The organism is Psychrobacter sp. 28M-43, assembly GCF_014770435.1.
Classification (GTDB): domain Bacteria; phylum Pseudomonadota; class Gammaproteobacteria; order Pseudomonadales; family Moraxellaceae; genus Psychrobacter.
The window spans coordinates 2,062,792-2,074,821 of record NZ_CP061739.1; the positions used below are offsets into that span (position 1 = coordinate 2,062,792).

The window sequence follows — 12,030 nt, forward strand, 5'->3', positions numbered from 1 at the left end:
CTTTCTACTCAAATGCATGTGAGCAAGTGTGTCGTAGGTTTTTATCGACGCTATTTTCAAGGTAGCGTACTGATATGTCCTACCACACTTACTTGCTGACAAATCCATTAATTATAGATGCTGTCCTGCGATTCACGAGCGCGCAGTTCTGCTTGGCGGCGCATCACGTCTTGCGGCGGCAACTGCACAAAGTAGCCTTGAGACTGTAGTTTTGCCAGTACTTCTTCTTTATCAACACGAGCGAGCTTATCTTTAGTCGACAAGTCCAGATGCATGACGAACTTACTACGGCCTAAACCTGCACGGAAATCTTTTGGTAATACACCAAGCCAGTCTTTGATTTCATCAGTATCATCAGGATAATCAGGACGCGCAATGTAGATATACATGTCGTCATGTTTGGGAAATTTATAAATATCGCAATGCATAAAAACCACCTATCAGAAACTATGGGCGTAGGTTAGCATATTTCAGGCAAATACCAGTAGTCGCTTTGCGTTTTGCTATGGTAATTTTTGTCAAAAGATACAGATAAAACGCTGATATGAGCGATAAAAATATCATTGTAAAACATAACCTATTTGACAGACTGCCCTATCAAAACATCATTTTTGCCAAATTTATTTATTTTAATGGCTTTGATGACTTGTAAAAGCGCTTTGAACCTTTCATAATAAAAGCGTTTTTCAGGAGAGAGTTTATCAGCATAGATTTTGTATTGAACCCCATTGGTTATACAACTATCGCAATTGCTAGATAACCACCGAAGGCGCATCCACCCTGCCAATCGCTCAGGTAAAAGGACTGAAAAACGCATGTCACTGTTGTTTGATAGTATTTAGTAGTATGACGCTCATAGCGCACTACTTTTTTATCAAACATAAGGCATAACAAATCTGGAGAGTGGTAAGAACGGACGACGTCTTACCCACCGAAGGGGAGAAAATACGCTATCATCGATGATAGGGCTCATATAACTGCCCAAAAATGATGGTTCGTGTTGAAAATCTCAGGTCACAGGACAGATAGGGCTTTAGCTCAAACCGACGTATAGCGTCTGTTTGGCTTACGTCTTCATCTTTACTTTCTGTGTCACCCTTTGATGTGATATTTGCACCTTGCAATATTGCTTCTCGCTACTTTTACGTTGCGCATCACTCCCTACTCTACCGAGTACGACTGATGTACACATAAGGATTTGTTATGACTGATACCCATTCTCAAGACTCTAGCAGCAACCAAGCTCCTCAGCGCACCCCTTTTTACCAGTCTCATATTGATAGCGAGGGCAAACTGGTCGATTTTTCTGGTTGGGAATTGCCCATTCATTACGGTTCACAAATCGAAGAGCACGAAGCGGTACGTACAGATGCAGGTATGTTTGATGTCTCACATATGGTTGTGACTGACATCAAAGGCACTGATACTAAAGCATGGCTACAAAAGCTGCTCGCAAACGATGTCAATAAACTCACTACCGCTGGTAAAGCGCTTTACTCTGGCATGCTCAATGAGCAAGGCGGTGTCATCGATGATTTGATCGTCTACCTGATGAATGCAGAAGAAACGGAATACCGTATCGTCTCTAACGCAGCCACTCGTGACAAGGATTTAGCACAGTTTGATAAAGTCGCCGAAGGCTTCAATATTGAGATTACCGAGCGTCCTGAGCTTGCTATGCTTGCCGTCCAAGGTCCAAATGCTATTGCAAAACTGGCTCAAGCCAAACCAAGTTGGGCAGATACCTTAGCAGCACTAAAACCTTTCGTTGGTGCTGATTTGACTGATATCGAAGGCACTGATTGGTTTGTGGCTCGTACTGGCTATACTGGTGAAGATGGCGTCGAAGTCATTATGCATGCCGATGATGCCCCTGCTTTCTTTGAGCAGCTAAAAGCAAATGGCATCAAACCTGCCGGTCTTGGCGCACGTGATACCTTGCGTATGGAAGCAGGCATGAACCTTTATGGTCATGACATGGACGAGACCATCAGCCCTTACGAGTGCAACATGGGCTGGACGCTAGCGCTCAAAGATGACCGAACTTTTGTCGGTCGTGAAGCATTGGTCAGCAAACGTAAGCAGTCAAAAGAAAACAACACCGCTATGAAGCAAGTGGGCTTGCTATTGACCACGCGTGGCGTATTGCGTGAAGGCATGACAGTGACTATCAATCAAGGCACTGATAACGAGCAAACTGGCATTATCACCAGTGGTACATTCTCCCCTAGCCTAAAAAATTCAATCGCGATTGCCCGTGTGCCTGCCAGCTTATCAGAAGATGACAGCGTACAAGTCGATCTACGCGGCAAAGGTAAGTTCGTCGATGTACGCGTACTAAAGCTACCTTTTGTCCGCAACGGCAAGCAACAGTTTGACTCTTAGGTCTTATAAATTCTATCATTAGAGCGCGTTGTCATTTTACACGCAATTATACAAATGACGACACGCCCAGCCTCCATTATTTTTGTTAATTAACCTCTATCACTTAGGAGAGAGACCATGAGCAACATCCCAGCAGAGCTAAAATATATTGCGAGTCACGAGTGGCTACGCCTAGAAGACGACGGTACAATCACTGTTGGTATCACTGACCATGCTCAAGATCTATTGGGTGATGTGGTATTCGTTGAACTACCAGATGTGGGCGATATCATCGCTGTTGATGACGAAATCTCAGTTGTTGAATCAGTAAAAGCGGCTTCTGACGTTTATGCGCCTATTTCAGGTGAAGTCATCGCTATCAACGAAGCACTAGAAGATGATCCTGAAATCATCAACTCTGACCCATACGGCGAAGGTTGGTTCTTCAGAATGAAGCCTGACAACATCGCTGACTACGAAGCACTAATGACTGCTGACGAGTACGAAAGCGACTTATAAGCTAAGCACGTAAGCTAAGCATGCTCTCGCAGGAAATTAGCATTTGTAAGACGTTAGCTTATACAAAGCACTAGCCCCGACTAAAAATCATAGATACTGGCAGCAGCTGGTATCTATACTCTCTATTTAAACGATTTAAAAACCTTTCTCATGAAAAGTATTGGCTCATTGACCATGCTTATTATTTGAAAGTAGCTTTATATGTAGATCTCCAACAATCATTATCGTCCGATGTTATTGCTACCAAGCGTTATCTCATTGACTCGTATTGATCACCTATTCGAATCCCAATGAATACGTGCTATCAATAACGACGCAAACTGATAACCCAATTCTCAGCATGGATCCTAATATGAATGCCAACACCGATAATAAAGACCCCATTGCCACACCAAACCATACGCCGCAGCTACAAGCATTTCGCGATATCGTAGAGTCACGCCGTTCCGTGCGCCGTTTTACTGACACACCTATCCCTGACGACGTATTGGCAGACTGTCTGCGTTTGGCCATGCTAGCACCAAACTCTAGCAACCTACAGCCGTGGGAATTTTATGTTATCGATGATGCTGACAATCGCAAACGCGCCATCAAAAACTGCATGAATCAAAACGCCGCAAAAACATCAGCCCGTTTGATTGCCATCGTTGCTCGTACTGACGTTTGGCACGATCACGCTAAGCAAGTATTGCGCGAATACCCTGATCAGCCAGTGCCAAAGAAAGTGAAAGACTACTACAACAAAGTCGTCACGATGGACTTTTTGCGCGGCCCAGCCAACGTGGTTTCGGCTGCGAAATGGGGCGCGACGCAAGTGGTCAGACGCGTAAAAGGCCCAATCAAGTCGCCTTACTATACGTTTGAAGACACCAAAAACTGGGCAACCAATAACACCGCACTTGCCGCCGAAAACCTCATGCTAGCACTACGTGCTCATGGGTTTGATAGCTGTGCTATGGGCGGCTTTGATGAGCCTGCTATGAAGCGATTACTAGGCCTAGGCGACGATCAACATATCATTATGATGATTGGCGCAGGTGAACGTGCTGACAATGGCGTTTACAACACTCAGTTCCGTTTTGATCAAAAACAGTTTGTGCATTACGTATAACGTACCGCTCACACTATGATTTTATAGTCAGTTCAATATGATTTAGATACAAGGAAGCCGAGTGAAAGTACTACAAGTAGTAGACTAAACGAGACTGACCCCGTATCTAATTCATAGAGGATGGGCTATAGCTATTTTCTTTATTACTCCCTTAACCAAGGATTGTCATGACTATCTCTCAAAACCCATCGTTTGATACCTTTCAAGGATTGTTCAACGAAGCTGAATTTGTCTATCGCCACTTAGGTTCGAACGAGACCAAGCAAGCTGACCTACTCAGCGCTGTTGGTTATAAAGATATGCAAAGCTTTATCAATGACACTGTGCCTGAGCCAGTACGTTTGCACAAAGAATTGGATTTGCCAGTGGCGATGAGTGAGCATGCTGCACTTGCCAAACTACGCACGATGGCAGACGACATCACTGTTAATAAAAGCTATATCGGTCAAGGCTACTCTCCGGTTCGTATGCCAGCTGTCATTCAGCGCAACGTTCTCGAAAATCCAGGTTGGTATACCGCTTATACGCCTTACCAAGCGGAAATCGCTCAAGGTCGTCTAGAAGCATTGCTGAACTTCCAACAAGTATGTATCGATTTGACTGGTCTTGAGTTAGCTGGTGCATCATTGCTTGATGAAGCAACAGCAGCCGCAGAAGCGATGGCGATGTCAAAGCGTGTGAGCAAAAGTAAATCAACACAGTATTTCGTCGATGAGCGCGTCTATCCACAAACACTAGATGTTATTAATACTCGTGCGAAATACTTTGGTTGGGAAGTCGTCGTTGGTGATTTTGAAACCGCTAAATCTGGCGACTATTTCGGTGCTCTATTCCAGTACGTTGGTGCTGAAGGTGACGTTAAAGACTTAACAGACGTTATCAGTGCAGTAAAAGAAAATAAGACATATGTCAGTGTCGTAAGTGACATCATGAGCTTGGTGTTATTGAAATCACCAGCCGATATGGGTGCTGACGTAGCGCTAGGTAGTACTCAGCGTTTCGGTATCCCAATGGGCTTTGGTGGTCCACATGCCGCTTATTTTGCGTTCTCTGATAAAGCTAAGCGTTCAGCGCCTGGTCGTATCATTGGCGTATCAAAAGACGCTCAAGGCAATACTGCATTACGTATGGCTCTACAAACGCGTGAGCAGCATATCCGCCGCGAAAAAGCCAACTCAAACATCTGTACCTCACAAGTATTACTAGCCAACCTCGCTGGTATGTACGCGGTCTATCATGGTCCAGGCGGCGTGAAACGTATTGCCACTCGTATTCATGCGTTTGCCACTGCGTTTGCTGATGCTATCACAGAATCTAACGACAGCAGCTTGAGCGTGGTACATGATCAATTCTTCGATACAGTCGTGGTTGATTGTGGTTCAGAGAAGCTTGCTACTCAAATCTTTAAAAATGCAGACAACGTTGGCTATAACTTATGGCGTCTAAGCGACACCAAATTGAGCGTTGCCTTTAGTGAAACCAGCGATCAGCAAGACTTCAACACGTTAACTCAGTTGTTCGTCAATAAGTCACACGATCTACCTGAAACAGCTCGCGTCTCTCTAGATAGCGCACACCTGCGTACGGATGATATCTTGACTCATCCAGTATTCAACTCGCATCATACCGAGCATGAAATGCTACGCTACCTAAAGTCGCTTGAAGACAAAGATTTGGCGATGAACCGCAGCATGATTTCACTGGGTAGCTGTACCATGAAGCTAAACGCCACCAGTGAGATGCTACCGATTACGTGGCCTGAGTTTGCCAATGTGCATCCTTTTGCACCGCGTGACCAAGTCACTGGCTATATCGCGATGATCGATAGCTTGCAAGATCAATTAAAAGCCATTACTGGTTTTGATGATGTCTCTATGCAGCCAAACTCTGGTGCCTCTGGTGAATATGCTGGTCTGTTAGCGATTCGCCGTTATCATGAGTCATTGGGCGAAACCAATCGCGATGTGTGCCTCATTCCAATGTCGGCGCACGGTACCAACCCTGCTACTGCTATGATGATGGGTATGCAAGTAGTCGTGGTCAAAACTGATGAAAACGGCAACGTTGATATCGATGATCTAACTGCCAAATGTGAAGAATATAGCGACCGCCTAGGTGCTTTAATGATTACTTATCCATCGACGCACGGTGTATTCGAAGAAGGCATCCGTCATATCTGTGATTTGACTCACAAACATGGCGGTCAGGTCTATATGGACGGCGCGAACATGAATGCTCAGGTAGGCATGATGCAGCCTGCAGACGTTGGTGCTGATGTACTACACATGAACCTGCATAAGACCTTCTGCATCCCGCATGGCGGCGGCGGTCCAGGCATGGGCCCTATCGGTATGAAGGCGCATTTGGCAACGTTTATGGCCAACCATACCTTGAGCCCTGTACACAATGCACAAAAAGACTGCTCAGCAGTATCAGCAGCACCTTACGGTTCAGCGAGCATCTTACCTATCTCATGGATGTATATTGCTATGATGGGCCGCGATGGTCTGCTAAAAGCAACGGAGTTGGCATTACTGAACGCCAACTATGTGGCAGCTGAACTAAAAGGACATTACCCTGTCTTGTATGCTGGCAAAAACGGCCGTGTGGCTCACGAATGTATCATCGATATTCGTCCGTTAAAAGAAGAGACTGGCATCACAGAAAGCGATATCGCTAAGCGCTTGATGGACTATGGTTTCCACTCACCAACGATGAGCTTCCCAGTCGCTGGCACGCTTATGATTGAGCCAACAGAGTCTGAGTCAAAAGAAGAGTTGGATCGCTTTATCAGTGCGCTGAAGTCTATCAAAGCTGAAGCCATGAAGGCCAAAGCTGGTGAAGATAACTGGACGCTAGAAGACAACCCATTAGTCAATGCACCGCATACGGCAGCTATGATTACTAGCGAAGAGTGGACGCATCCATACAGCCGTGAGACTGCTGCGTTCCCACTACCGTACATCCGTGCAAACAAGTTCTGGCCAAGTGTCGCTCGTGTCGATGATGCTTATGGTGATAAGAACCTAATGTGCTCTTGCCCAAGTATCGAAAACTATATGTAATTATCACTTTCGATAGTTATTCTCTGTAGTAAAAAACCTCCAAGTCAGCTACTGACTTGGAGGTTTTTATTTTGCTGACTTTTTATCTATTAGGTTAGCAGGTAATATTATCAATAAAATAAACGATAAGAACTCAATGTAATAAAAGCTTATATTGATGATAAGCTATTTATCTTAAATTTCTGAAGCAATCATTTGGACACTGCTATGCAACATAAAGCGCCTAAACAAAAAACTCGCGTTATTCTAATTCATGGGCTACACCAAACCCCATGGATCATGCGACCATTAGCCAAGCGCTTACAGGCAGCAGGATTTAATACCCATCAGTATGGCTACCGTAGTATGCGTGATGGTATCAAAACCAATAGCGCTCGCCTAAATAGCTGGCTAGAAACAAACCATCACCCAGATCATCCTATAGATTTGGTCGGGCATAGTTTAGGCGGCTTAATCATTCGTGATTTTGTCGCTCAGTATCCAAAATGGAAAATTGGACGTTGTGTGACGCTAGGGACACCGCATATAGGCAGTGTTTGTGCAGATTATATCTGGCGACTGACTCCTGTTGTCGTAGGTCGCTCGTATGTCGACGCACTCGACGGTACAGTCGCACCATTGCCCAAATACGTGACGTTAGGCGTCATCGCTGGCAACCGACCTTATGGTCTAGGTCAGCTATTTTTGCAATATCACAATCGCAAACTGCGTAAATCCGACAAGCCACTTCTTAACGAGCAACTTGCACATGACGGGACAGTATATATAGAAGAGACGAAAATAGCGTCTGCAGCTGATCATATCGTCATGCCAGTCTCACATACTGGCATGCTAGTGAACCCAGAGGTCGCCGAGCAGACTCGATACTTTTTAGAGCATGGACGATTTAAACGCTAAGAGATGTATGAATAAGAGCTGTATGAATACTTGAGGGTCAGTTCGCAGTCTTATCGAACGCTTCCTTATTAAACAGCGCATTATCGAACGCTGCTTTATTGAACACGAATACCCATGCCCTGCTGCAGTTCGGTTTTATGCTTTTTGATGACTGGAATTAAGGTTTTAACAACCCAATCGTTACGCCAACCTTTTAGCCCTTGTGGCAGTTCGCTCACATCTTTATCAAGAGCAACCACTTCATATAATTGTCCTAGCCATTTTTTACGCATCAATACACTGGCAGGTATACCGATTTCGCGCGCATGCTCATCAATCGCTTGCTGCACTGCTTTTGATAATACTTTATTTTTTGAGCGATATGGTGGCACTAGACAGTCTGGATGCTCTGTAGGCGGTAGACTCTTGGCATCTCTAATTACTTTCAGCAGCTCTTCACCATATAGTCGCAGCATACTACGGTGCATGGTCGTTTTATGTGCCAGTTCACGCATACTGTTTGGTTTTTCAGTGACTATCTCTCGTACTGCTTGTTTTTTTATCACAAAAGTACGGGGTTGATTGGTCGCACGAGCCAGCTCTTCTCGCCATGTAGCCACTCCTTTGAGTATCGCCATTTGCTGCGAATTATAGCGATAATCTGCCATCGTGAGATACATCGCTTCATCTTCGACGTGCTGCGAGTCATACAAATCACTGGCATAGAGCTGACAGTCAGCCCAAACGTAATCATATAACCCTTGAGCCTTAAGCGCATGCTCGATACTGAGATACAGCGCTGGCAGATAACGCACATCATCAATGGCATATTGCTCTTGCTCATCTGTCAACGGGCGCTGGAGCCAGTCAGACTGGCTGTGTTCTTTATCGATATGCATATCTAGCTGATCAGCCAATGCTTGCTGATACCCCATTTGCAATTGACCCGTTAGATAAGACAACGCAATTTGCGTATCGAAGATATTGGTCAACGGTGGGCAGCCAGACAACAGATAAAAAATGCCCAAATCTTCGCCGCAAGCGTGCCAGATAGCCACATCTACTTTGCGTAGCGCTTCCCACAGCTCAGCCAGTTGTAACTGCGGTGCATCCAGTAGATAAACATGATCGCCAGTATTCAACTGCACGAGTGCCAAGCGCGGGTAATAAGTGTCACGCTTGATAAACTCAGTATCTAAGGCCACTCGTCCACAAGTCGCTAAGGCATCAGTAACCTCATCTAAATCGCCTTGCTTACGTACCCATGTAATAGCAACGTCATCAGCAATATCCAATAGTGAATCAATATCTAGCACCTCAGTACCTAGCACCTCAATATCAGGTACTTCAACATCTGGATTATCAGCAGCTGACTCAGATACTGTAGTTACTGACATTGGCTCAGTATTAGCGGCTTCTTGTAATGAGCCATCATTGATATCAGAAGCATTTGATTGAGCTGAGGCGTTTGAAACGTTATTGGACACGGGCAGATACCTGCATTAATAGGAGAAAATAAAACGCTAAACCGCGCCTTAATAAAATTAAAAGATAAACAATAATAAAGTAATTATAGCAATTCCAAGAAATGAATTGGGTAAGACTTTGAAGCAATCAAAACATTATAAAAAAGAACGATTTTGCATGGCTTGACCAAGCGTCATACTATCCAGATACTCAAGCTCGCCGCCCATCGGCACACCTTGTGCTAAACGCGTCACTTTATTAACATGACGACTGACAGCCTCACTAATAAAGTGCGCCGTAGTCTGACCTTCGACAGTCGTGCCTGTTGCCAGTATCAGCTCTTCGACAGGCTCTTGTTTGACACGCCATACCAGTTGATCAATATTTAAGTCGTCAGCGCTGACACCATCAATAGGCGATAGATGCCCGCCCAACACAAAATAACGACCACGGTAACCAGCTGTCTGTTCAATCGCCATCACATCTGCTGCCGTTTCGACCACGCATAGCAGACTGTCATCACGTCTAACATCTTGGCAAAGCGGACATACGGCCTCATCACTGAAGCTATGACAACGTTGACATTCAACAATATCACGCATAGCTTCATCTAATGCTTGGGCGAGTGCCATGCCTTGTGGGCGTTTTTTACTGAGCAGATGTAGCGCCATTCGTTGGGCACTTTTTTGACCGACGCCTGGCAATATACGCAGCTGTTTGACCAGCTGATCAAATTTGGCTGTAAGCAAAGTAGCTTCCTTTAGTTGACTTTATCTAACTGAATTTATAAATCGTAGCTATAAAAATGGGGTCGTATCGTATCGATAACAACCCCATTTTTGTCTTTAGTATGAAGTATTTAATGCTTAAAACATGCCTTGCATACCTGGTGGCAGACCCATACCTGAAGTCGCGCCAGCCATCGTTTCTTCATACAGTGCATCTGCTTGACGAACCGCATCATTGATAGCAGCAGCGATGAGATCTTCGATCATATCTGGCTCATCTTCTAACAGGCTTGGATCAATAGTCAAACGCTTAACCACATGACGACCAGTCATCGTTACTTTAACTAAGCCACTGCCCGCTTCTGCTTGTACTTCTTTGTTAGCAAGTTCTTTTTTAGCGTTTTCAACGTTTGCTTCTACTTTCTTTTGCATCGTTTGTGCTTGTTGCATCAATGCTTGAATGTTCATAGTTGCCTCTTTTGTTATTTATGGTTTGTATTTTATGCTAGTGCGTATAGTAATGAATAATTAATAACGTAAAGTTAATGCAATGCGTTAGTGCAGATTATACCGTTATCTTTACAAACTGTCTAAACCACGTGCCAAGTCTTTGATAATATCTTCCACATCTTCCAGACCTACCGATAGACGAATCAGACCGTCTTTGACACCAGCTTCGGCACGAGCTTCAGCAGTTAGACGGAAATGCGTGGTGGTTGCAGGATGAGTAATCGTGGTTTTGGCATCGCCCAAGTTATTGGTGATAGAGACCATTTGTGTTGAATCAATCACATGCCACGCCGCTTCTTTGGTATCACGGCTATCAGATGCCTTGACTTCAAAACCCATGATAGCACCGTAGCCATCTTTCATATGATGCTGACGTGTAGCAAGCTCGTGCGCAGGATGGTCACTCAAGCCTGAAAAGTGTACGGTACTGACATTAGGATGATTGACCAAAAATTCTGCCACTTGATTGGCATTTTGGCAATGCGCTTGCATACGCAATTTGAGCGTTTCAAGCCCCTTGGTAAATACCCAAGCATTGAACGGACTCATGCTAATACCACCTGAGCGCACCACGGTAAATGCTTCTTGCATCAGTTTATCACTACCGACCAACGCCCCGCCTAATACGCGACCCTGACCATCCAAATATTTGGTCGCAGAGTGAATGACCACATCTGCACCCAAGTCTAGCGGGCGCTGCAATGCTGGCGTTGCAAAGCAGTTGTCAACGACGAGTAATATATCATTGGCTTTACATAGCTGACTCAGATAACCGATATCACAAATCTGCGCCAATGGATTGCTTGGGCTTTCGCAATAGATTACTTTGGTGTTTGGTTGAACCGCATTGGCCCATGCCTCATTGTCGAAGCAATCAACGTAGCTGACTTCAACACCAAACTTGGCCATATAATTATTAAACAGACCGATAGATGAGCCAAATAACTGGTTAGCTGCTAGCAGATGGTCGCCCGCTTTTAAGTATGCCAAGCACATGGTCAAGATAGCGCCCATACCAGAGGCCGTCGCAACCGCACGTTCACCATTCTCTAGTGCGGCTAAACGACGCTCAAAAGTACGTATGCTTGGATTGGTATGGCGAGAGTAGACATTGCCTGTTTTTGTACCGTCAAAATGAGCAGCAGCATCAGCGGCTGAGCGATAAACGTAAGAGCTGGTGGTAAAAATAGGCTCTGAATGCTCGCCTTCGTCTGTACGATGTTGACCTGCCCGCACTGCGATGGTCTGCATGCCATAATCAAGCCCTAAATCTAAGGCATCGTTGCGCCAGTTTGGATCTAACTTGTTCGAACTGCTCTCATCATGGTTTTGCGACTGACTCATAAACGTTCCGTTACTTTGGTTAATATGTTATTGGTTGGTCTTTTAA

Annotated in this window: 10 protein-coding genes and 2 riboswitches; of the genes, 5 read left to right on the forward strand and 5 right to left on the reverse strand. The window is 44.9% G+C overall.

Features of this window, described 5'->3' with window-relative positions; all coding sequences use genetic code 11:
* Positions 1 to 107: 107 nt before the first annotated feature.
* Positions 108 to 428 carry a YcgL domain-containing protein gene (locus IEE84_RS08545; protein ID WP_057760762.1) on the reverse strand — a complete coding sequence of 107 codons (321 nt, stop codon included), beginning with the start codon at positions 426 to 428 and terminating at the stop codon, positions 108 to 110.
* Positions 429 to 677: 249 nt separating this feature from the next.
* A riboswitch (glycine riboswitch) is annotated at positions 678 to 817 on the forward strand.
* Between the two features lie 69 nt (positions 818 to 886).
* A riboswitch (glycine riboswitch) is annotated at positions 887 to 1,035 on the forward strand.
* A gap of 168 nt (positions 1,036 to 1,203) precedes the next feature.
* Between IEE84_RS08545 and gcvT the strand changes: the two genes are divergently transcribed.
* The 5 genes from gcvT to IEE84_RS08570 all read left to right on the forward strand — a co-directional run bounded on the left by gcvT (position 1,204) and on the right by IEE84_RS08570 (position 7,956).
* Positions 1,204 to 2,385 carry a glycine cleavage system aminomethyltransferase GcvT gene (gene gcvT, locus IEE84_RS08550; protein WP_191113872.1) on the forward strand — a complete coding sequence of 394 codons (1,182 nt, stop codon included), beginning with the start codon at positions 1,204 to 1,206 and terminating at the stop codon, positions 2,383 to 2,385.
* Positions 2,386 to 2,502: 117 nt separating this feature from the next.
* Complete coding sequence (gene gcvH, locus IEE84_RS08555) at positions 2,503 to 2,883, forward strand: glycine cleavage system protein GcvH (RefSeq protein ID WP_057760766.1); 381 nt, start codon at positions 2,503 to 2,505, stop codon at positions 2,881 to 2,883.
* Positions 2,884 to 3,235: 352 nt separating this feature from the next.
* Positions 3,236 to 3,994, forward strand: coding sequence for a nitroreductase family protein (locus IEE84_RS08560; RefSeq protein WP_191113873.1), 759 nt, complete (start codon positions 3,236 to 3,238; stop codon positions 3,992 to 3,994).
* Positions 3,995 to 4,161: 167 nt separating this feature from the next.
* Complete coding sequence (gene gcvP / locus IEE84_RS08565; protein ID WP_191113874.1) at positions 4,162 to 7,059, forward strand: aminomethyl-transferring glycine dehydrogenase; 2,898 nt, start codon at positions 4,162 to 4,164, stop codon at positions 7,057 to 7,059.
* Between the two features lie 207 nt (positions 7,060 to 7,266).
* Positions 7,267 to 7,956 carry an alpha/beta fold hydrolase gene (locus IEE84_RS08570; RefSeq protein ID WP_191113875.1) on the forward strand — a complete coding sequence of 230 codons (690 nt, stop codon included), beginning with the start codon at positions 7,267 to 7,269 and terminating at the stop codon, positions 7,954 to 7,956.
* Between the two features lie 95 nt (positions 7,957 to 8,051).
* Here the strand turns inward: IEE84_RS08570 and IEE84_RS08575 are convergent, their stop codons facing one another.
* From IEE84_RS08575 to IEE84_RS08590, 4 genes are all read right to left on the reverse strand, one after another.
* Positions 8,052 to 9,422 carry a ribonuclease D gene (locus tag IEE84_RS08575; RefSeq protein WP_224737716.1) on the reverse strand — a complete coding sequence of 457 codons (1,371 nt, stop codon included), beginning with the start codon at positions 9,420 to 9,422 and terminating at the stop codon, positions 8,052 to 8,054.
* A gap of 135 nt (positions 9,423 to 9,557) precedes the next feature.
* Positions 9,558 to 10,151: a recombination mediator RecR gene (gene recR / locus IEE84_RS08580; protein ID WP_057760773.1), complete on the reverse strand. Its 594-nt coding sequence runs from the start codon at positions 10,149 to 10,151 to the stop codon at positions 9,558 to 9,560.
* A gap of 117 nt (positions 10,152 to 10,268) precedes the next feature.
* Positions 10,269 to 10,598, reverse strand: coding sequence for a YbaB/EbfC family nucleoid-associated protein (locus tag IEE84_RS08585; protein ID WP_045445429.1), 330 nt, complete (start codon positions 10,596 to 10,598; stop codon positions 10,269 to 10,271).
* A gap of 111 nt (positions 10,599 to 10,709) precedes the next feature.
* Positions 10,710 to 11,984: an O-succinylhomoserine sulfhydrylase gene (locus IEE84_RS08590; RefSeq protein ID WP_191113876.1), complete on the reverse strand. Its 1,275-nt coding sequence runs from the start codon at positions 11,982 to 11,984 to the stop codon at positions 10,710 to 10,712.
* Positions 11,985 to 12,030 lie beyond the last annotated feature (46 nt).

Bases quoted from the DNA above. Each gene is read 5' to 3' on its own strand.
- IEE84_RS08545 (WP_057760762.1), bottom strand. From the start codon at position 428: ATGCATTGCGATATTTATAAATTTCCCAAACATGACGACATGTATATC.
- gcvT (WP_191113872.1), top strand. From the start codon at position 1,204: ATGACTGATACCCATTCTCAAGACTCTAGCAGCAACCAAGCTCCTCAG.
- gcvH (WP_057760766.1), top strand. From the start codon at position 2,503: ATGAGCAACATCCCAGCAGAGCTAAAATATATTGCGAGTCACGAGTGG.
- IEE84_RS08560 (WP_191113873.1), top strand. From the start codon at position 3,236: ATGAATGCCAACACCGATAATAAAGACCCCATTGCCACACCAAACCAT.
- gcvP (WP_191113874.1), top strand. From the start codon at position 4,162: ATGACTATCTCTCAAAACCCATCGTTTGATACCTTTCAAGGATTGTTC.
- IEE84_RS08570 (WP_191113875.1), top strand. From the start codon at position 7,267: ATGCAACATAAAGCGCCTAAACAAAAAACTCGCGTTATTCTAATTCAT.
- IEE84_RS08585 (WP_045445429.1), bottom strand. From the start codon at position 10,598: ATGAACATTCAAGCATTGATGCAACAAGCACAAACGATGCAAAAGAAA.
- IEE84_RS08590 (WP_191113876.1), bottom strand. From the start codon at position 11,984: ATGAGTCAGTCGCAAAACCATGATGAGAGCAGTTCGAACAAGTTAGAT.